Annotated in this window: 17 protein-coding genes; 15 read left to right on the top strand and 2 right to left on the bottom strand. The window is 58.5% G+C overall.

Features of this window, described 5'->3' with window-relative positions; all coding sequences use genetic code 11:
* Positions 1 to 106: 106 nt before the first annotated feature.
* From ABJO75_RS00705 to ABJO75_RS00685, 5 genes are all read left to right on the top strand, one after another.
* Positions 107 to 835: an HAD-IA family hydrolase gene (locus tag ABJO75_RS00705; RefSeq protein WP_348124692.1), complete on the top strand. Its 729-nt coding sequence runs from the start codon at positions 107 to 109 to the stop codon at positions 833 to 835.
* Positions 836 to 898: 63 nt separating this feature from the next.
* Entirely contained in the window at positions 899 to 2512 is a 1614-nt protein-coding gene (locus tag ABJO75_RS00700; protein WP_348124690.1) for an ABC transporter substrate-binding protein, read from the top strand.
* An 87-nt stretch (positions 2513 to 2599) separates the two neighbouring features.
* Complete coding sequence (locus tag ABJO75_RS00695) at positions 2600 to 3562, top strand: ABC transporter permease (protein WP_348124688.1); 963 nt, start codon at positions 2600 to 2602, stop codon at positions 3560 to 3562.
* A complete protein-coding gene (locus ABJO75_RS00690) occupies positions 3562 to 4425 on the top strand; it encodes an ABC transporter permease (RefSeq protein WP_348124686.1) in 864 nt (287 codons plus the stop codon). Before ABJO75_RS00695 ends, ABJO75_RS00690 begins: the two co-directional genes overlap by 1 nt.
* Positions 4422 to 6089, top strand: a complete 1668-nt coding sequence (locus ABJO75_RS00685) for an ABC transporter ATP-binding protein (RefSeq protein WP_348124684.1) — start codon at positions 4422 to 4424, stop codon at positions 6087 to 6089. Before ABJO75_RS00690 ends, ABJO75_RS00685 begins: the two co-directional genes overlap by 4 nt.
* 24 nt (positions 6090 to 6113) lie before the next feature.
* Here ABJO75_RS00685 and ABJO75_RS00680 read toward each other — a convergent pair whose 3' ends face one another.
* Positions 6114 to 6608 carry an Lrp/AsnC family transcriptional regulator gene (locus ABJO75_RS00680; RefSeq protein ID WP_348124682.1) on the bottom strand — a complete coding sequence of 165 codons (495 nt, stop codon included), beginning with the start codon at positions 6606 to 6608 and terminating at the stop codon, positions 6114 to 6116.
* 159 nt (positions 6609 to 6767) lie between these two features.
* Here ABJO75_RS00680 and ABJO75_RS00675 point away from each other — a divergent pair, with 159 nt between their 5' ends.
* Entirely contained in the window at positions 6768 to 8093 is a 1326-nt protein-coding gene (locus tag ABJO75_RS00675; RefSeq protein ID WP_348124680.1) for an FAD-binding oxidoreductase, read from the top strand.
* A gap of 5 nt (positions 8094 to 8098) precedes the next feature.
* Here the strand turns inward: ABJO75_RS00675 and ABJO75_RS00670 are convergent, their stop codons facing one another.
* Positions 8099 to 9202 carry an FAD-binding oxidoreductase gene (locus ABJO75_RS00670; RefSeq protein WP_348124678.1) on the bottom strand — a complete coding sequence of 368 codons (1104 nt, stop codon included), beginning with the start codon at positions 9200 to 9202 and terminating at the stop codon, positions 8099 to 8101.
* Positions 9203 to 9309: 107 nt separating this feature from the next.
* On the opposite strand from ABJO75_RS00670, the gene ABJO75_RS00665 reads away from it, so the two are divergent.
* The 9 genes from ABJO75_RS00665 (at position 9310) to ABJO75_RS00625 (ending at position 21107) form a co-directional block, all read left to right on the top strand.
* Positions 9310 to 10194, top strand: a complete 885-nt coding sequence (locus ABJO75_RS00665) for a LysR family transcriptional regulator (RefSeq protein WP_348124676.1) — start codon at positions 9310 to 9312, stop codon at positions 10192 to 10194.
* A 96-nt stretch (positions 10195 to 10290) separates the two neighbouring features.
* Positions 10291 to 12369, top strand: coding sequence for a hydantoinase/oxoprolinase family protein (locus ABJO75_RS00660; protein ID WP_348124674.1), 2079 nt, complete (start codon positions 10291 to 10293; stop codon positions 12367 to 12369).
* Entirely contained in the window at positions 12362 to 14350 is a 1989-nt protein-coding gene (locus ABJO75_RS00655; RefSeq protein WP_348124672.1) for a hydantoinase B/oxoprolinase family protein, read from the top strand. Before ABJO75_RS00660 ends, ABJO75_RS00655 begins: the two co-directional genes overlap by 8 nt.
* Positions 14347 to 14679 (top strand): (2Fe-2S)-binding protein, encoded by a 333-nt coding sequence (locus ABJO75_RS00650; protein ID WP_348124671.1) that lies wholly within the window; start codon positions 14347 to 14349, stop codon positions 14677 to 14679. The genes ABJO75_RS00655 and ABJO75_RS00650 overlap by 4 nt, the downstream gene beginning before the upstream one ends.
* Complete coding sequence (locus ABJO75_RS00645; protein WP_348124669.1) at positions 14676 to 16055, top strand: FAD/NAD(P)-binding oxidoreductase; 1380 nt, start codon at positions 14676 to 14678, stop codon at positions 16053 to 16055. The genes ABJO75_RS00650 and ABJO75_RS00645 overlap by 4 nt, the downstream gene beginning before the upstream one ends.
* A gap of 135 nt (positions 16056 to 16190) precedes the next feature.
* Positions 16191 to 17654: an aldehyde dehydrogenase family protein gene (locus tag ABJO75_RS00640; RefSeq protein WP_348124667.1), complete on the top strand. Its 1464-nt coding sequence runs from the start codon at positions 16191 to 16193 to the stop codon at positions 17652 to 17654.
* Between the two features lie 76 nt (positions 17655 to 17730).
* Complete coding sequence (locus ABJO75_RS00635; RefSeq protein ID WP_348124665.1) at positions 17731 to 18777, top strand: tartrate dehydrogenase; 1047 nt, start codon at positions 17731 to 17733, stop codon at positions 18775 to 18777.
* Position 18778: 1 nt separating this feature from the next.
* Positions 18779 to 20218 (top strand): NAD-dependent succinate-semialdehyde dehydrogenase, encoded by a 1440-nt coding sequence (locus ABJO75_RS00630; protein ID WP_348124663.1) that lies wholly within the window; start codon positions 18779 to 18781, stop codon positions 20216 to 20218.
* 67 nt (positions 20219 to 20285) lie between these two features.
* The gene (locus tag ABJO75_RS00625) at positions 20286 to 21107 is read left to right on the top strand and encodes an aldo/keto reductase (protein WP_348124661.1); all 822 of its coding nucleotides are present in this window, start codon (positions 20286 to 20288) and stop codon (positions 21105 to 21107) included.
* Positions 21108 to 21263: the final 156 nt, after the last annotated feature.

The following is a 21263-nucleotide window of genomic DNA, read 5'->3' as shown; positions in this document are numbered from 1 at the left end:
GAACGACAATGACAAAACCACGTGCCACGGAGGCAGGAGAGTGCTGCAAACTCCGCAGCAGATTAAACTGCATTACCACGCGAACGGGAACAGAAGGAACGCTTATATGACGATGACGGCGACAAAGTCTTTGAACGCGTTTCGCTATGTGACGTTTGATGTTGTTGGCACGCTGATAGATTTTGAAGGTGCCATCAAGGCCGGGCTGGCGCAGATTGCAGCGAAGGAAGCGGTTGATCTGGACGGCGAGGCCGCGCTCGCGACATATCGCGCGGCACGCTATGAACCGCAAGCCGGTCTTTTTCCGGATGATCTGGGCCGCTGCTACGCGCGCATCGCTGACGAATTCGGCCTGCCTGACACGCCCGAATATCGCCAGTTCATGATTGATGCCGTCGGAGAGGCGCAACCTTTTCCCGATAGCGCACAGGCGCTGACACGGCTCAAATCCCGCTACAAGCTGATCGCGATGACAAATGCACGCCGTTGGGCGTTTGAAAAATATGCCGAGAAGCTGGGCCAACCGTTCTGGGCGGCCTTTACCACGGATGACACCGGCACGGAAAAACCGAACCCCACGTTTTTTCATCAAGTGTTTGCGCATGTGGCAGAAGACGGCGGCAGCAAGGATGTGATCTTGCACACCGCGCAAAGCCAGCATCATGATATCGGGATTTCTCGAGAGCTGGGCATGACAAATGTCTGGATCGAGCGGCGCCACGGGCAGACCGGCTATGGTGGCACAATTGCGCCAAGGGCTTTCACCAAGCCAGACTACCATTTTCACGCATTGATAGAGCTGGCTCTTGCGGCAGATCATTCCTTTGACGCGTGATTTCAACCGGCCAACGGCGCGCAACTGCCATTGGTTATCTTTCCACCAACAGGGAATAAAAACATGATCAAAAAAACAATCAACAATTGGACCGGTCGCGATGATGCGATGGTTGAAAAAATGATCCGTCGAGGTGCATCGCGCCGTGATATGCTGAAGATGCTGATGGCCTCCGGCGTTGGTGTTGCGGCGGGTGGGTCGCTCTTGATGACGGCAGGCCGCGCACTGGCGGCTACCCCTGTTGCCGGCGGTATGCTCAAGGCGGCCGGCTGGTCTTCATCGACCGCTGATACGCTCGACCCGGCCAAGGCGTCGCTCTCCACGGACTATGTGCGTTGCTGTGCCTACTACAACCGCCTGACGTTCCTTGACGAAGCGGGTCAGGTTCAGATGGAACTTGCCGAGAGCATTGACACGGACGACGCCAAAACATGGGAAATCAAACTTAAACCCGGGGTCACCTTCCACAGCGGCAAGACATTGTCCGCAGACGATGTTGTATACTCGTTGGCGCGTCATCTGGACGAAGGTGTCGGCTCCAAGGTGAACTCCATCGCCAAGCAGATGACCGAAATTTCCAAGGTGGATGACCTGACGGTCAAGATCGTCCTGGCCAACGGCAACGCGGATCTGCCGACCATTCTGGCGCTGCATCACTTCATGATCATTGCCGACGGAACTACCGATTTCAGCAACGCAGACGGTACGGGTGCCTTTATCAGCGAAGTATTCGAGCCGGGTGTTCGATCGATCGCGTTGAAGAACCCGAACTACTTCAAGGCCGAAGGCCCCTATCTGGATGGGTTCGAATACTTTGCGATCCCCGACAACTCTGCCCGCGTCAACGCGGTTCTGTCCGGCGACATTCATCTTGCCGCGTCGGTGAACCCACGGTCCATGCGGATGCTGGAAGGTCAGGATGCGGTGAATACTTCGGTCACGACCTCGGGCAACTATACCAACCTGAACATCCGGCTGGACAATGATCCCGGCACAAACGCCGATTTCATCGAAGGTATGAAATCTCTGATGAACCGTGAGGCCATCCAGAAGTCAGTCCTGCGTGGTCTGGCCGAGATCGGCAACGACCAACCGGTTTCTCCTGCCAACCGCTATCACAACCCGAACCTCAAGCCACGTGCATATGATCCCGAAAAGGCCAAGCACCACTTTGAAAAGGCCGGTTTGGTTGGTACCGAAATCCCGATCGTCGCGTCCGAAGCTGCTGGCAATTCCATCGATATGGCAACCGTCGTTCAGCAGGCGGGTGCCGAAGTCGGCATGAACTTCAATGTGGATCGTGTTCCCTCGGATGGCTACTGGTCGAACTATTGGCTCAAGGCACCGATCCACTTTGGCAATATCAACCCGCGTCCGACACCGGATATCCTCTTCTCTCTGCTGTACACATCGGATGCGCCTTGGAACGAAAGCCAATACAAATCTGACAAGTTCGACAAGATGGTGGTCGAAGCGCGTGGAGAGCTGGACGAAGACAAGCGGACAGCGATGTACTGGGAAATGCAGGAAATGGTTGCCAATGAAGCAGGTACAATCATCCCTGCCTATATTTCCAACGTTGACGCGGTTTCGGCCAACGTCGGTGGGCTGAAGGCCAATCCGTTGGGCGGGCAGATGGGATATGCGTTTGCCGAATACGTCTGGCTGAACAGCTAAGACCAAACGGATCAGAAAAGCGTTCGCACGAGGGAATGACCTCGTGCGGACTCTGTTCTTTCTTGCCAGCAACCCCCCCCCAAGGAGATGCTCTTGCGACATTCACTCAGGCCTTGGATTCTGGTCTCGCAACGCCTCGGAATCGCGCTGTTGACCGTGGTTATCGTGTCTTTTGCCGTATTCTTTGCAACTGAACTCTTGCCGGGTGATGTGGCTGAAATCCTTTTGGGTCAGGCCGCCACACCCGAGGCCGTCGCCGGGTTGCGTAAGGAAATGGGGTTGGACGAGCCTGCAATAAGTCGTTTTCTCGGCTGGATGTTCGGTATGCTGGGCGGCGACATGGGGGTGTCCTATGTGAATGACATGCCGGTCTCAGATCTCATTGGCCGTCGCTTGACGAACTCACTTCGGCTGGCTGGAGTGACAACACTTGTAGCAGTCCCCATCGCGTTGACGCTCGGTATCTGTGCTGCAATGTGGCGTGGGTCGATTTTTGACCGGGTTGTGTCTGCGCTGACCATCTCGATCATTTCCGTGCCGGAATTCATGGTCGCAACGCTGGCTGTTCTGATCTTTGCCGTCTGGTTGGATTGGCTCCCCGCGCTCAGTTTTGGGGCGGATGTGAATACGCTGTCCTCACTGTTGCGGGCCTATGCGATGCCGGTGATTACCCTCACTTTTGTTGTCGCGGCCCAGATGATCCGTATGGCCCGCGCAGCGGTGATCGACACGATCAATACACCCTATGTCGAGATGGCGCTGCTCAAAGGGGCGTCGCGTCGCCGAATGGTGCTGCAACATGCGTTGCCCAATGCGTTGGGTCCGATCGCAAACGCCGTTGCACTTTCACTGAGCTATCTGGTCGGGGGCGTTATCATCGTCGAGACGATCTTTAACTATCCCGGCGTTGCCAAGCTAATGCTGGATGCGGTTGCAACCCGTGACCTTCCGCTCGTTCAATCGTGCGCGATGGTGTTCTGTATCAGCTATCTGACACTGATCACGCTCGCCGATCTGATCGCCATTCTCTCCAATCCGAGGTTGCGCTGATGACCATTGCACGTAGATTGTTTTCCGCGCTCCCGACGCCGAAGAACCTTGGCTATTCCTTTGATCCTTTGGGTCGGGTCGGTCTGGCCGTCATCCTGTTCTGGGCAATGGTGGCCATATTCGGCCCTTTGATTGCGCCCTATCCGCCGGGCAAAATCGTTGACTGGGACTATTTTGGTCCAATTTCGCAAGCCTATTGGATGGGCACCGACTACCTGGGGCGCGATATCTTTTCGCGGATCTTGATGGGCAGCCGCTATACCGTCGGGATTGCATTGGCCGCTGTTACCATCGCCTGTTCGGTTGGGATCGTTCTGGGGATGATTGCCGCCGTCGCAGAGGGGTGGTTCGACATGATCCTGTCCCGGCTTCTGGATGCGTTCAACGGTATTCCCTCTTTGCTGTTTGGCCTTGTGGTCGTGGCGGCTGTGGGATCGTCGATTCCTGTGTTGATCCTGACACTGTCGGCAATCTACATGCCCGGGTCCTATCGTTTTGCCAGAGCCTTGGCCGTGAATACCAACACGATGGATTTTGTCACTGTGGCACGGGCCCGAGGTGAAAAGACAACCTACCTCATCGTCAGAGAGATTTTCCCCAACATCCTTGGCCCAGTTTTGGCAGATCTTGGGCTGCGGTTTGTATTTATCGTGCTGGTTCTGTCCGGTCTGTCCTTTCTAGGGCTTGGTGTGCAACCCCCCTATGCGGATTGGGGCGCATTGGTGCGTGAGAATATCGAAGGGCTGAGCGCAGGCGCACCGGCGGTGGTGTTCCCGTCAATTGCCATCGCGTCTCTTACCATCTCGGTGAACATGCTGATCGACAATCTACCCCGCAAGATCCGCGACAGGAGCGATTCATGACCAGCCAGTCCCATGTCAGCGTTACGGATCTGCATATCGGAGCGATCACCGATTCGGGGCGTAAAATCGAGATTATCACGGGGGTCAGCTTCGATATCGCGCCCGGCGAGATCGTGGCGCTGATCGGTGAGTCCGGTTCGGGCAAGACCACTATTGCACTGTCATTGATGGGGCATACACGCACGGGCTGCGTGATCAACAGTGGCAAGATCGCGGTCGGCAACATGGTTGTCACCGACATGACCGAGACACAGCGCGCGGGTTTGCGAGGCACCAAGGTATCTTATGTGCCTCAATCCGCAGCGGCGTCTTTCAATCCGTCCAAGCGGATCATGGAGCAAGTGATCGAGATCAGCACCATTCACAACCTGATGCCGCGCAAAGAGGCACAGGCAAAGGCGGTGGAACTGTTCCGCGCACTGGCATTGCCGGAACCTGAAACCATCGGTCAGCGGTATCCGCATCAGGTATCGGGTGGCCAGCTTCAGCGGCTTTCGGCGGCGATGGCGTTGATTGGCAATCCTGATCTTGTGATCTTTGATGAACCAACAACCGCACTGGATGTCACCACCCAGATCGAGGTGCTTCGCGCTTTTAAATCGGTCATGCAAAAAGGCGCCATTTCTGGTGTTTATGTCAGCCATGACCTCGCCGTGGTTGCCCAGATAGCCGATCGTGTGATTGTGTTGAAAAGCGGTGAAATTCAGGAAGTGGGTGACACCGAACAAATCCTTCACGCAGCCAAAAGCGCCTATACCAGAGAACTGCTGGCGGCCTTTGAACCAGCGCTGCACGAGACGATGGCCATCACCGAGGAAGAAAGGGAAAAAGGCCCGATTCTGGAGGTGCAGGGGCTTTTTGCCGGATACGGTCATGTTTCCAACGGCGAACCGATGATCAAGATCCTGAAGGATGTGAACCTGAAACTCGCACGTGGGCGTAACCTTGGGGTCATCGGGGAATCCGGTTCGGGCAAATCAACGCTCGCCCGTGCCATTGCCGGAATCCTGCCGCCCTATCGCGGGGGCGTTCTGATGGACGGGGTGCCTTTGGCAGGCGATCTGGCAGCGCGCAGTAAAGAACAGCTCCGCAAGACCCAAATTGTGTTTCAATTGGCTGATACCGCGCTGAACCCCAATCATTCGATTGAATCGATTCTGGGTCGCCCATTGAAGTTCTATCACGGCATGCGCGGTGCCAAGCGCGAGGCTCGCGTGATCGAACTGCTGGACATGGTGCGGTTACCGGCCGAGTTGCGTCACCGCCTGCCCGGAGAACTGTCCGGAGGGCAAAAACAGCGAATCAACCTTGCCCGTGCGCTGGCCGCAGAACCGAAACTGATCCTGTGCGATGAAATCACCTCTGCCTTGGATTCGGTCGTGGCCGCGGCGATTCTGGAACTGCTCAAGGAGCTGCAACGCGAGTTGAACCTGAGCTACCTGTTCATCAGCCACGATCTGTCCACGGTCGAGGCAATCTGTGACGATGTGCTGGTCATGCTGAAAGGTGAAGTGGTCGAGGCGTTGCCTGCCGCCGCGATGTCGGAAGAGGCCGAGCACCCTTATTCCCGTTTGCTGATCTCTTCGATCCCGCAGCTTGATACGCAGTGGCTGAACCGTCTTGAACAAGATCCGGAACTGATCGCACAATTCGCCAGGCGCTGATCGTGCATTGACCCGCCGGGACGATCAGAGCTCGCCGGCAAACAGGCGGGTCAACGGGATGGAGGTCTTGATGAAAGGCGACTTGATCACGACAAAGCTAAAGTATTTGTCGATGCCAACTTCCCTGTCATTCAGCTCTTCGATGATGTTCTGATAGTCCGAGATACCTGAGGTCACGAACTTTACCAGATAATCATAACCGCCCGAAATCAGATGGCATTCGACCGAGCTGTCGATCTTTTTCAACGCGTCTTCAAAGCGCGCAAAGTCAATCTGGCGATGGTTCTTCAGGGTGAATTCAGTAAAAACCGTGAGGGTTTCGCCCAACTTGGCCACATCAATCTGTGCGGAATACCCGGTGATATAGCCTGCTTTCTGCAGTTTCTTGACCCGCATCAGACATGGTGAGGGCGACAAATGCACCAGTTCTGCCAACTCAACATTGGTTATCCTGCCGTTGCGTTGCAGTTCGGAAAGGATTTTGACGTCAATCCGGTCAAGTTTGAAACGAGAGGTCATATCCGAGGTCCTTTTCGACTCTGGTCGCTGCTGCACTGGGCAACAGACAAGCGGTTTCTTACATCAACGTCATTCGACAGGAAATGCCGCCTCTGAACCAATTCCAGCACAGTTGACTGGACGGCTGACATTAGTCTTGCGCCATTACAGGAGTGAATCATGCCAGCACCGTTGTTGCACATTGAGACAGACGAAGAATTTCCGGCGCAGGCAGATTGTGTTGTGATAGGGGCCGGTATCGTTGGTGTCTGCACAGCCTATTGGTTGGCGCGCGGCGGAATGCGGGTCGTCCTGCTGGAAAAGGGTCGCGTTGGCGCAGAACAATCGAGCAGAAACTGGGGTTGGTGCCGACAGCAAAATCGCGATGCGCGTGAACTGCCGCTTGCGACCAAAAGTCTTTCGCTCTGGGAAGAGATAGCGCAGGACATCGACGAAGACCTCGGATTTCGTCGTTGTGGCTTGTTGTACCTGTCCAATAGCGCAGCTGAGATCGAAGGTTGGGCAAAATGGGGAAAGTTTGCCCGCGGCGAAGGCATAGACACGCAGATGTTGACCAATGCACAGGCTGCCGAACGTGGTGCCGCGACGGGTAAAACCTGGGCCGGTGGAGTCTGGTCGCCCACGGACGGCGTGGCCGATCCAACGGTTGCCGCGCCGCTGATTGCCAGGGGCGTGCGCAAACACGGTGGTGTCGTGATTCAATCCTGTGCCGCGCGCGGCATTGAAACCTCTGCCGGAGCGGTTTCGGGTGTGGTAACAGAGCGCGGAGTCATTGCCACGCCGCAGATCGTGATTGCCGGTGGTGCCTGGGCGTCCAGTTTTTTGTCGCGAACCGGGATCAGTTTCCCCCAGGCGTCGGTCCGCAGTTCGATCCTGGCTGTTGCGCCCGGAGCAAAAGGTCTGCCACCTGCGCTGCATACTGCTGCGGTGTCGGTTACCCGCCGTCTGGATGGTGGGCACACGCTGGCGATTTCCGGGCGGTCCAATGTTGATCCGTCGCCGGGCGCGATTTATGGTGCCAAGCATTTCCTGCCGATGTTCCTGAAACGGTGGCGGTCGCTGCAGCCCGGCGGATTGCAAGCATGGAAAGCCGGGTTTGAGAGCCGTCGCAAATGGGCGCTTGACCGTGAAACCCCGATGGAACAGACGCGCATTCTGGACCCGACCCCTTCGCAATCGCTGATCCAGCAAACGCTTTACCGCGCACGCGCACTCTTGCCTGAATTGGCCGCTGTTCCCGTACAGGCGGCTTGGGCTGGCTATATCGACAGCACGCCGGACGGAGTGCCGGTGATCGACGCGGACATCGGCGTGCCGGGGCTGACTCTCGCTGCAGGCTTGTCCGGTCACGGGTTTGGAATCGGGCCAGGCGTCGGGCATCTGGTTGCGGATATGGTTCTGGCGCGCGCGCCCATTACCGAAACCCGCCAATACCGGCTGGCACGGTTCGATAGATCCCAATGGGGCAACGTCGCTGAGTTCTGAGAATTTCATTGAAACCGGGCGATGTGAAACGGTTCTAGGGGCGTTTCACACCCTCCGGTATCAATCAGTTCTGCCATCGCGTCACCGACACCGGGCCCCAACTGAAATCCGTGGCCGCAAAACCCGAATGCATGGAACAGGCCGGGCGTGGTCGAGGATGGCCCCATGACGGGCAGGTCATCCGCCACATAACCCTCGCAGCCAGACCATTGCCGGATCACGGTCACATTGCGCATTGCGGGCACCAGTTGAATGACCTTTTCCAGTTGCTTGCCCAACAGCGCCGGATCCACCTTGGCATATCCCGTAACCGGATCGATCGGTGTTCTGTTGACGCCGCCACCAAACACCACATTGCCGCGTTCGACCTGTCGCAAATACGCACCGTGGCCGTCCGACCACATGCCGATAACGGGTTTGATCTTGTGGGGCAGGGCCTCTGTGACACCCATTTGCGGTCCATGCACCGACAGCGGCACCGGCTCTCCGAAATCCTCTGCAATCTGGCGGCCCCACGCCCCGGCACAGTTCAACAGGCTGGCGCTTTCAAATCGGCCTTTGGACGTGTCCACTGCAAAGCCCTGTGCTGTAACAATGATCCCGGAAACTTCGGCTTGGCTTACAACTTCGACACCCGTGCTTGCGGCCGCCTGCGCAAAGGCCGGTGCGATCAATCTGGGATTGGCGGAACCGTCCTGGGGCGAAAACGAGGCGCCTATGGCCTCTTGACCCATACCGGGAAAACGGTGACGCAGTTCGCTCTTGTCCAACTGTTCAATGTCAAGATCCCAAGGCTGCGCGGCCGCTGCATAGGCTTGCATTTTGTCCATCCCGGAATCGTCAAAAATCAGGCGCAGGTGCCCTGTAGCGCGAAACTCTACATCGCGGCCCAACAGGGTTTCGGCCCGGTTCCACAGGGCGAGCGACCGATGCGCTAGCGGCAGTTGTGGCAAGAAGCGCCCAGTGCGGCGGATATTGCCGAAGGAAGCCACTGTTGCGCCCGCCCCGATGAACCCGCGTTCGATCAGCCGCACCTTTCGCCCGCGCCGGGCGAGGAAAAACGCGGCACTGGTGCCCATCAATCCGCCGCCAAGGACTGTCACATCCATGCTGCTTCCTTTTGCCGAAACTCATGCAATGTTATCAAACCGCAGCCTGTGCCTCTGGTCAAAGACGCGTTTATCGTACACATATAAGCCGAACCTATGGGATAACCATGCGCGCGCGCCAATTGGAAGTTTTTACCGCCGTCATGCGTGCGGGCACCGTGACCGGTGCGGCGCGGCTGTTGCACATTTCGCAACCCGCGTTAAGTCAGATCCTGCGACACACCGAGGACGATCTGGGCTTTGCCCTTTTCGAGCGGGAGAAGGGCCGTCTTCGCCCGACACCTGAGGCGATCGAGTTGTACCCCGAGGCCGAACGGCTTTTTTCAAGCCTTGAAGGATTGCGGCGCAAAAGTATGGACCTCAGGCATGGCCGTGCAGGGCTGATGCGCATCGCGGCCTCGCCGCCGCCAGGGATGTCGCTGTTGCCGCAAGCGCTGCTGCGGTTTCGCACGAAGTTTCCTGATATTCTGCAGCGGGCCCATATCGCCCCGATTTCTGGGATCGTTGAATTGTTGCGCGCCGGTGACGCCGGTCTGGGCATAGCGCTGGATGACAGGTTGCCCCAAGACATTGAGGTGGAAAAGCTGGGGGAGACACGGTTCTGTTGCCTTCTGCCCGAGGCTCATACCCTGGTGGCGAAATCACAGATCGGTTTGATCGATTTACAGGACGACACTGTTATTTCCTACCGTAGCGCCACCCGCCCTCATGATGAGTTGAAACAGGCAGCCGCCCAGCAGCGCGCACAATTTGTGCCGCAGCTAGAGATAGATGCATCCATCTCGGCGGTCAGTTTTGTGCAGGCGGGGCTGGGTATCGCGGTGGTTGACGCACTTTTGCCGTGGTCACAATTCGCAGGCATCGTGCAGCGCCCGCTGGAGGCGTCTCCAAACCTGCCTGTTTCGTTGCTGACGGTAAAGGACAAGGCGCTGTCGCTTGCGGAAATTGCGATGCAAGAACAGATCAGGGCGATCTGTCACGAGGTCATATAAGTCGCGCTTATGCGATGACCCAAGATGCGTCTTGGACCCGAGTCGCGCTTTCTGGTCGAGTGGGCTGAACACTCACGGAACCAGAAAGAAATAGGCATGGATGGCACGGCGGCACCCGGCGCAGATTTGACCGCGGATTGGAAGGTTGGCGTCGATATCGGCGGCACTTTCATGGATTTCTGTGCCCTCAATACGGTTTCGGGGCGGATTGCATCGCTCAAGGTGCTAACCACGCCAGATGATCCAGGTGCGGAGCTGCTGACGGGGCTGGACCTGTTGCACGACCGCGAAAGCCTGAACCCTAAAACGATCACCCGCTTTGTTCATGGCACGACGGTCGGTATCAACACGATCATCCAGCGGGCCGGTGCCAAACTGGCCTTGATCACCAACGCCGGGTTCGAAGATGTGATTGAATTGGCGCGGCTGCGTATGCCAGAGATGTATTCGCTGTTCTGCCACCGACCTGATCCGCTGATCCCGCGCGACATGATCTTTGGCATCCCGGCTCGTCTGCGCTCCGACGGGCGTGAGACCGTTGCACCCGAACAAGGCGCGATCAAATCCGCAGTAGAAAGCGCGATTGCCGCTGGCGCCCAAGGCATCATCATATCTTTGCTGCACAGTTGGCGCGATGGCGCACAAGAAGCCCGCGTCCGGTCTGCGATCGAGGCCTATGCGCCTGATCTGTTTGTCTTTACTTCGTCCGAAGTCTGGCCGGTGATCCGCGAATACGAGCGCAGTTCGACCGCAATTCTGAACGGCTATGTGCATCCTCGCGTGTCAGGATACCTTGCCGCGCTTGAGCAACGTCTTTCGTCCAAATCCGTGCCTGCCCGGGCCATGCTGACAAAATCCAATGGCGGTCTGATGACGGCGGGAGAAGGGCGGCGCGATTGCGTGTCCATGCTGTTGTCCGGTACGGCTTCTGGTGTGATCGGCGCGGCGTGGCTCGCTCGTCAAGCGGGCGAGAGCCGCATTCTGACGCTGGATATTGGCGGCACATCTGCTGATTTCGCACTGATCGTGGAAGGCGAGGTGCAGTATGGCACCGACGAGTTGATCGGAGAATTTCCACTGCATATCCCGTCGGTTTCGGTCCGGTCGATCGGTATTGGCGGTGGATCAATCGCCGCCGTGGATGAGCATGGCGTGTTACGCGTCGGGCCGGAATCTGCTGGCTCAAACCCCGGCCCGGCCTGTTACGGTCGCGGCGGGAATGAGGCAACTGTAACCGATGCGATGGCGGTTTGTGGTTGGCTGGGCCATTCGGACATGGCCTATGGGCAACTCCAAATGGACGTGGACTTGGCGAAACAGGCCGTTGGCCGCCGGGCCGATCAATTGGGCCGCAGTATTGAAGAAACCGCGCAAGCCATACTGGATATCGCGGTGTCTGAAATGTTCGTCGAGGTTGAAAAACTGTCTTCGCGTGCGGGCGTCGACCTGCGTGATTTCGCACTGATGCCCTTTGGCGGTGGTGGCCCGATGCTGGGCGCGTTTCTGGCCCGTGAACTGGGCATGCGCCGCGTGATCGCACCACGCCGACCTGGGGTTGTGTCGGCCCTTGGAGGGCTGGTGGCAGACCTGCGGGGTGACTTCATCCGCACGTTGTACATCCCGCTGTCCAAAGCGGCGCAACCTGATCTCAAAGCCGGATTCGACGCGTTGGTTGACGAGGGACAGAGCTGGTTGGCAGCGCAAGGTTTTGCGGATGTCCCTGTTCTGATGTTGTTTGCCGACATGCGCTATGCCGGGCAAAGCCACGAGATCGACGTCGAACTGGAAACCGCGTGGCTGGATGATCTGACAAAGATCAGCGATGCCTTTCACACTACACACCGGCGGATCTATGATTTTGACGACCCTGCAGGACGGATAGAAATCGTCAACCTGCGACTGTCGGCCATCGGACCAGGACCAGAACCAGAGATTTCAGCGGCTGTGGTCGATCCGGCGCCCGCGCGCACGACCCGTAAGGTTCCGGTGTATCTGAACGGCTGGTCCGATGTGCCGCTGTATGATCGGGCCGATCTGGGGGGCGGCGCTGAATTTGATGGTCCGGCCATTGTGGCGCAGGAAGATACGACATTTGCCATTCCGAAGTGCGCGACCGCCCGCACGGATCAACACCTCAATATCCATCTCAGTTTTTCGGAGGGGTCCGATGTTTGACCGTATGACGCTTCAGGTGCTGGCCAATCACGCCCGCGCAGCGGCCGAGAATATGGCGCATACGCTGCACCGCACAGCCCATTCCGCCTTTATCAAGGAAACGCAGGACTTTACCGTCATGCTGATGGACCGGGCGGGCGATACTTTCGCCGTCCCGATGGAACTGGGCGCGACCTGGTATCCGGGGCTGACCTGCGGGCGGGCCATTTCGATGATCGATGACTATCGCCCCGGCGACGTCGGGTTCACCAATGACCCGTATTCTGGATACCTGGCAACCCATACACCCGACACGCATGTATGGAAGCCGGTATTTATTGATGATGATATCGTAGCCTGGACCGGTGGGCACATTCACAACACCGACATGGGCGGCGCGGTGCCTGCATCCTTGTCGCGGTCGTTGACAGAGATTCATCAGGAAGGCATCCGTTTTCCCCCGATGAAGCTGGTGAAGGAAGGGCAGTTTGACGAGGCGCTGCTCAGCATCATGGGAACCAACGTCCGCAAGCCGGACCTGAACATCGGCGATATCAAGGCACTGGTGGGCGCGCTGAATACCGGTGAACGCAAGGTTCATACGATGATCGAGCGGTTCGGCAAGCAAGGGTTCCTGCAAGGTGTGGCTGCCCTCAAGGAACAGGCTGAGGCACAGGCGCGCGCCATCCTCAAGGAGATCCCGGATGGAGAATATATCTTTGCCGATTACGCGGACGAAGACAGTGACGAGGCCAACCCCTGCCGCTTGAAGCTGACGTTGCGAATCAACAGCGACAGCGCGGTCCTCGACTTCACGGGGTCCGATCCACAGCTATCGTCGTCATTGAACGTGCCGTCAGGTGGGGACCCGCGCCATACCATCCTGATGGTCGGCGTGTTCTACGTGCTCTATACGTTGAACCCGAAAATCCTGTTGAACACCGGGCTGACGATGCCGTTTACCTGCATCGCGCCCGAAGGAACCGTGCTGAACCCGGTTTGGCCTGCGGCAGTTGGGATGCGCTCGCTGACTTGCGCGCGGCTGCGTTCGGTGATTTTTGGCGCGTTCTCGCAGGCGGTCCCTGACCGGATGCCTGCCGCGCCTGCCGGGAATAATTGCATTGTCAACGTCATGACGCGCGACGAACGCACCAACAAGACGGTGATCGCTGCGGTGAACCCGGTGGTCGGCGGTGGCGGCGGGATGCCAATGCGCGACGGCACCAATGGATCGGGCGCCGATGCTGCCTATTTGAAGAATACGCCCATCGAGATTACCGAAACCGAAGTTCCAGTCGAGTTTCTGAAATACGGTCTGGCCTGTGACAGTGGCGGTGCGGGGCGCTGGCGGGGCGGACTGGCCACGGAAATGGCCTTTCGCGTGTTTGCACCGGATACCCGCATCACCGCGCGAAACCGCGACCGCAGCTTCTTTCGCCCCTGGGGTGTGCAGGGAGGCCATGCAGCGGGTCTGTCGGACATGATGGTCAATCCCGGCACGGATCGGGAGAAACGGCTGGGCGATATCGACACAGCCATATTGAACCCCGGTGATGTTCTCGAAATTCGTTCCGCCGGGGGAGGCGGGCGTGGCAATCCAACCGAGCGGGAACCTTGGCGTGTGCTGCGGGATGTGCAGCGCGGGCAGGTGTCGCTAGACGCTGCGCGCGATGATTATGGTGTCGCGATTGCCGATGGTGCGGTGGATGAGGTTGTAACCACGGGCTTGCGCGCTGCGGCGCAACCGCATCAGGAGCATTTCCATTTTGGCCCGGAACGCGACAGGTACGAGCAGCAATGGACGCCCGAGGCCTATGATCACCTGACATCCATCCTGCTGTCACTGCCGACGCATTGGCGCTTTTTCACCAAGACCGAGATTTTTCGCCGTATGCCGGGACGAGCGGGTGCGACTGGTGTTGCTGCCGCCTTTGATGAGGTTTGCGAACGTTTCGGCGATTTACCACGTCCGGCACCTGATTTGGTGGACGCGGCGGAATGACATCAACCGCGAAGCAAGGTCGGTTCGTGCGGTTGGCAGAGGCTGGCCGCGCGCCGATTTTATTCACCTTAGACGGTGAACCCCTGCAAGGACAAAAGGGCGACACCGTTCTCAGTGCCATACTGCTGTCCCGCAAGACCTTGGGGCACGCGGATTTGGGCGACCGACAACGCGCCGGATTTTGCTTGATGGGGGCCTGTCAGGATTGCTGGGTTTGGCAGGCAGATGGAACTCGTCTGCAAACCTGTGTAAGGCAGTTGGAACCGGGCATGGCACTGTTGTCCGGGCCGCCGGAAAACTGGCTGCTGCCCTTGGAACCTGCGACATGACACAAGTGTTGATTGTTGGCGCAGGCCCGGCAGGCATCCGCGCCGCGCAAAGGTTGACCGAGGCCGGGTTAAAGCCGATGGTGGTAGATGCCGCTGCGCGGGCCGGGGGACAGATCTACCGTCGCCCGCCTGTGGGATTCACGCGCCCGGCGCAATTGCTTTATGGATCAGAAGCCACCAAAGCGATGACATTGCATAGCCTTTTTGATAAGATGGTGGCCGACGGGCGGCTAGACTATTATCCCAGTAGCTCGGTCACAGCACTGGGAAACGGGATGGCGCAGGTGGTAACGCCTGCGGGTGTTCGTGAACTGCGTTATGGTCGGCTAATCCTCGCAACCGGCGCGACCGACCGTCTTGCGCCGGTTGCTGGCTGGCAAGCATCCGGCTGTTACAGCCTTGGCGCGGCGCAGATCGCACTTAAATCGCAAGGGATTGCTCTGGGGCAACAGATCGTCTTGGCGGGGTCGGGGCCATTGCTGACCTTGCTGGCCTCACAACTGTTGCAAAGCGGGGCGCAGGTCGCGGCGGTGCTGGATACCGCGCCATTGCGTCAACAACTGCGGGGTGCGGCAATGATGGCACGTGCTCGTCCGTTGGTGTTTGCGCGCGGTGTTCAGATGCGCGCGGCTTTGGGGCGGCGCTATCACGCCGGGATAAAACTGACACAAATCGAGGCTGATGGCGACGGCCCTCTGGCGATCCACTGGCAAGACAGCAAGGGTAAGGCAAGGCAGACACCTTGCGATATGATCGGGCTGGGCTGGCATTTGCGTGCGGATCTGCATCTGGCAGATCTGGCCGGGGCCCAGTTTGAATGGTCCACCACCTTTGCCCAATGGTTGCCGGTTTCCGATGACATGGGCCGGGTTGGTGAGGGGCTGTATCTGGCCGGTGACGGGCTGTCTATTCTGGGGGCAGATGGCGCGGAAATCGCTGGTCGTTTGGCGGCGACTGCGTGTTTGTTGGACCTGGGACATGCTGTAACCGATCCCGAGGCTGACCTTAACAAGCTGAACCGGATGCGTCGCTTTGCCAAGGGTGTCGCGACCGCATTCCCTTGGCCGACGCAAATGGTGCGCAAACTACTGGATGATACCGTGCTGTGCCGTTGCGAAAACGTAACCGCTGGGGAACTGCGCGAAACGCTGGATTGGTCCGGTCCGGATGCAAACCGCGCTAAATCGCTGGGCCGGGTCGGTATGGGCCGCTGTCAAGGGCGATATTGCCAGTTGAGCGCAGCAGAAGTGATTGCCGCCAAGGCAGCTGTCGCGCCTGATGAAGTTGGCCGCCTGCGATTGCAGCCCCCGGCCAGACCCGTTCCAATTTGTGCATTTCATCCGGCGGCAACCATCCCGCATGAGGGCAAACCATAAACGCCGCCCCACAAGAAAATCTCCTGCGGCGTATTGTTTGACAGCAGTGGAATCTGCTGCGGCAACGGGGCATTCGGCACCTTTGTATGTATCGACGCCCTGTATATATCGGTCATCCGGCACAACGAGGTCCTCATGACATCCCTTTTTGATTTTTCGCAGCTTTCGCTTCCGTCTGGTCATTTTATTGGTGGGGAGTATATCCAGTCCAGTGACGCGATTGATGTCTTGTCGCCGTCAACCGGGGCCAAAATCGGGGCTATTCCCTGCGCGGATGCCCGGATGGTGGACCGTGCTGTTCAAGCAGCCATTGCGGCACGTCAAGACTCCAACTGGGGCGGGTTACGGCCCCGCGAACGCCTGAAGGCATTGCATACCTGGGCTGACCTGATCGAGGCCGAAGCAGAGACATTAGCAAAGCTAGAGGCGGTCTGCTCGTCGCGTCCGCTGGTCACTGTGCGGTCGGGCGACATCCCGGTGACTGCCGAGAAAATCCGCTTTTTCGCCGAGTTGGCGGATAAGGAAGGTGGCGATCTGGTGCCGGTTTCGGACCAACAGTTCGGTTTCATTTCGGACGAACCTTATGGAGTGGTGGGGGCGATCACACCGTGGAACTTCCCGATCTCGATGGCGGGTTGGAAACTGGGTCCAGCGCTGGCGGCAGGTAACGCGGTTGTTCTGAAACCCTCTGAAATGACACCTTATTCAACGCTCTATATGGCGGAGTTGTCGGTGCGCGCAGGTCTACCCGCAGGACTGATCAATGTGGTTCTGGGTGACGGGCCGACCACCGGAGCGGCGATCACCGGACATGCACAGATCGACAAGGTGTCGTTTACGGGTTCTACCAGAGCCGGAGCAGCGATCATGGAGAATATCGCCAGGACCGGGATCAAGCCGATGACACTGGAATTGGGTGGCAAGAGCCCGGTGATCGTGTTTGAAGATGCCGATCTAGATCTGGCCGCTAATTGCATCGACCGAGGGATCATGTCCAACGCCGGCCAAATCTGTGTTGCCGGGTCGCGGATCATCGTGGCACGCGAAGTGGCCGATGACTTGGCGGAAAAGCTGACAGACCAGTTTGCCCGCCACCAACCTGCGGGAACCGGAGCCGAGGTGGCGGGCTTCTCGCCACTTATCTCCGAAATACAGTTGGGCCGGGTGGACAGCATCGTACAGGCCGCAGTTGCCAAAGGGGCCAAACTGCGCTGTGGTGGTGCGCGGTTTGAGCGCTCCGGCAGCTACTATCAACCCACGCTGATCTGCGATGTGGACGCCATGAACCCGGCTGTGACTGAAGAGATTTTCGGCCCCGTTGTGACCTTTCAAACGTTTGACACCGAAGACGAGGCGATGGAGTTGGCACGCCATCCGACCTATGGCCTCAGCTCTGGCCTATTCACCCGCGATCTGTCGCGCGCCCTGCGCCTGACCCGTCGGATTGAGGCAGGCACCGTTTGGGTGAACCGCTACGGTCGCTCGCTCGATCACATTCTGCCGACAGGTGGATGGAAAGCATCGGGGCTCGGTAAGGACTTGGGCCGCGAAGCCTATCGCGCCAACCGTCGCAGCAAAGCAGTTCTGATTGACCTGTAAATGATCAACGGCGCAATGCGCCCTATCCCGAACCTTGCGTCGCTTTTGTAACAGGCGCCCGCCCCAGGAGGCTGATATGAAAACCTACTCACTTGCACTGATCCCCGGTGATGGCATCGGCGTAGACGTCACCAATGCAACAATGGACGTGCTGAACGTGGCCGCGCGCCGTTTCGGCTTTGCTCTATCGCCGCAAAGCTTTCCCTGGTCATGCGAATACTATGTCGAGACCGGGGCTATGATGCCCGAAGATGGGATCGAGACGCTGCGCAATTTCGATGCGATCTATCTGGGAGCAGTCGGCTGGCCCGACACTGTGCCGGATTCCGTATCGTTGCACGGTCTGCTGCTGCCGATCCGCAAGGCGTTTATGCAATACGCCAATATCCGCCCCCACCGCCTGCTGCCCAAGATCGAAGGCCCGCTAAAGGCCGAAGGCTTTGATATCCTGTGCATTCGCGAAAACACCGAAGGCGAATACGCCGGTGCAGGAGGGCGCGTTCATCAGGGCACGCCGAATGAGGTGGCAACCGAGGTTTCTGTTTTTACGCGTCTGGGAGTAGAGCGTATTTTGCGCTTTGCCTTTGAGCAGGCGCGAAATCGCCGGGGACACCTGACGTCTGTCACTAAATCCAACGCCCAGAAATATTCGATGGTGTTTTGGGACGAGGTGACGCGCGAAATCGCAGAGGAATATCCCGATGTGACCGTCAGCCACATGCACATAGACGCGATGGCCGCCAAAATGGTGATGACACCACAAGATCTGGATGTGGTCGTCGCCTCGAACCTGTTTGGCGATATCCTGACCGATCTGGGCGCGGCCATTCAGGGTGGTTTGGGCTTGGCTGCCTCGGCCAATATCTCGCCAGATCGCGCCAACCCGTCGATGTTCGAGCCGGTCCATGGATCGGCCCCGGATATTGCGGGCAAGAACATCGCCAACCCGATTGCCGCGATTTGGTCGGGCGTGATGATGCTGGAGCATCTGGGAGAAGCGACCGCCGCCGCTGCAGTCCTGTCCGCGATTGAAACCGCGACAGGGCAGGGCATTGGCATCCGGCCCGGTCTGAACACCACTGATGAGATCACGACGGCGATCATCGCCGCGCTGGAGGCTTGAGATGAAATTGCAGGATATGAGTCTGTTTCGGCAGGCAGCGTTGATTGACGGTGCCTGGATCGAACGCGCGGATATGGATGTGACCGACCCGGCCACGGGGGACGCGATGGGCACCATGCCCGACTGCACTGCCGCCGAGACCAAAGCCGCGATCGCCGCAGCAGCGACCGCGATGGAGGAGTGGAGGGCGTTGACACATCTGCAACGCGCCGATCTGTTGATGGCGTGGCATGATCTGATGGTCACACATGCCGATGATCTGGCGCGGATTCTGACCACGGAACAAGGCAAACCGCTGGCCGAGGCCAAGGGCGAAATCCTGTATGGTGCGTCTTTCGTGCGCTGGTTCGCCGAAGAGGCGCGGCGGATCAACGGCCACATCATTCCGTCGCCCATTGCGGGCAAAAAGATCTTCGCGATGAAAGAGCCGGTTGGAGTCTGTGCGATCATCACGCCTTGGAACTTCCCCAACGCGATGATCACCCGCAAGGTGGCACCGGGTCTGGCGGCGGGCTGCACGATGGTTATCAAGCCATCTGATTTCACACCCTATTCGGCGCTGGCGTTGGGCGTTCTAGCCGAACGCGCGGGCATTCCCAAAGGCGTGCTCAACATCCTTACGGGCCGCCCCGAAGTGATCGGCGAGACACTGACAGCCAGCCCGGTGGTGCGTAAGCTGTCATTTACCGGGTCCACGCGGGTTGGCGCTTTATTGGCAGGGCAGTGTGCGCCCACGCTCAAGAAGATGTCGCTGGAGCTGGGAGGCAATGCGCCCTTCATCGTGTTTGACGATGCCGATCTCGACGCCGCCGTCGAAGGCGCGATGGCGTCGAAGTTCCGCAATGGCGGTCAAACCTGTGTCTGTGCCAATCGCATTTTGGTGCAGTCAGGTATTCACGACGCGTTCGTTGCGGCGCTGGCCGTCAAGGTCGATGCGCTGACCGTTGGTCCGGGCACCCAAGAAGGGGTCACCATCGGGCCGATGATCAACGCCGCCGCCATCGCCAAGATCGCCGCCCACGTAGACGACGCCCTTGCCAAGGGGGCGGCGCGCGCCACCGCAGAACGTGATCTGCCTGCCGGGCAATATGCCGACCCGGTTGTGTTGTCGGGCGCCACGCTAGATATGCAGTTTGCGTCCGAGGAAACCTTTGGCCCAGTCGCACCTGTAATCAAATTCGAGACCGAAGACGAAGCCTTGCTGATTGCCAATGGCACACCGTTTGGCCTTGCCGCCTATTTCTACACGTCGGATATGACCCGCGCCTTTCGCGTCGGCGAAGCGCTGGAAGCGGGTCTTGTTGGCTTGAACACCGGCGTCGTATCTCATGCCGAGGCGCCGTTCGGCGGGGTCAAATCTTCGGGTCTGGGGCGCGAAGGTGGGCAGGAAGGCATCGAGGAATACCTCGAAACCAAGGCCTTTCACTTTGGGGGGCTATAATGGCTTTATCAGTCACGCCTGCCATGTCGGGCGGGATTGCTGAACTAAACCGGTGAAAGGGCCGTTCATGACTCCTGTTGTCACAGCCTTTGGAGCGCAAATACCTCAGATTGGACTGGGCACATGGCAGCTGCAGGGTGATATACTGCACGCCGCTGTCATGGCCGCTGCCGATGCAGGCTACCGCCATTTTGACACCGCCCCGAGGTATGAAAACGAGGCCGAACTTGGCGCAGCGTTGCGTGCAACCGGGTTGCCCCGAGACAGCTATTTTCTGACAACCAAAGTCTGGTACACGGACCTGAGCGCAGCTGCTCTATTGGCCTCTGCCCACGCCAGTCTGGAACGGCTGGGGGTAGAAGCGGTTGATTTGCTGTTGATCCACTGGCCCTCTCCGACGGTGCCCGTGGCCGAAACGATTGAAGCGCTGGTTGAGGCGCGCGACCGTGGGTATGCGCGCAATATCGGGGTTTCGAATTTTCCCAAGGCGCTCATGAACCGCGCGCAAGAACTGTCAAGCGCACCATTGATTGCCAATCAGTGTGAATATCACCCGCGTTTGGATCAATCGGATCTGATTGCCGCCTGTCAAAACGAGGGGCGCGCATTTGTTTCCTATGCGCCAATTGGCAGTGGACAGCTTTTGGCAGACCCGACCGTGACGCAGATCGCAGCCGCCTGCGGTAAAAGCCAGGCGCAAGTTCTGCTGCGCTGGCACCTGCAACAGGGTGTCGTCGCCATTCCCCGCTCCAGCAATCCGGCGCGGGTGCGCGAGAATATCGAGATCACGGACTTCAGCCTGTCGCCACAGGATATGGCGCGCCTTTCGGCGCTGGCCGACAACGACGGGCGAATGTATAATCCGGCATGGGTGAAGGGCTGGGAATAGGGGGCCAAGGTCTGATCGGTATCGTCAGTGTGCCGCCCCCTTTTGACCGCTGATCATAAGGCTGCGCGATCAGCGGTCAAAAGAGGGCGCGTTTAGAAAGGCCACGACAATTGGACGGGTTTGAACCGCAGCAGCTCCGTCACTGCCGACCCTGAT

Source organism: Sedimentitalea sp. (genome assembly GCF_039973035.1).
Lineage (GTDB): Bacteria > Pseudomonadota > Alphaproteobacteria > Rhodobacterales > Rhodobacteraceae > Sedimentitalea.
Note: the sequence above shows the minus strand (reverse complement) of the source record. Positions and strands in the feature narration are given on the sequence as shown.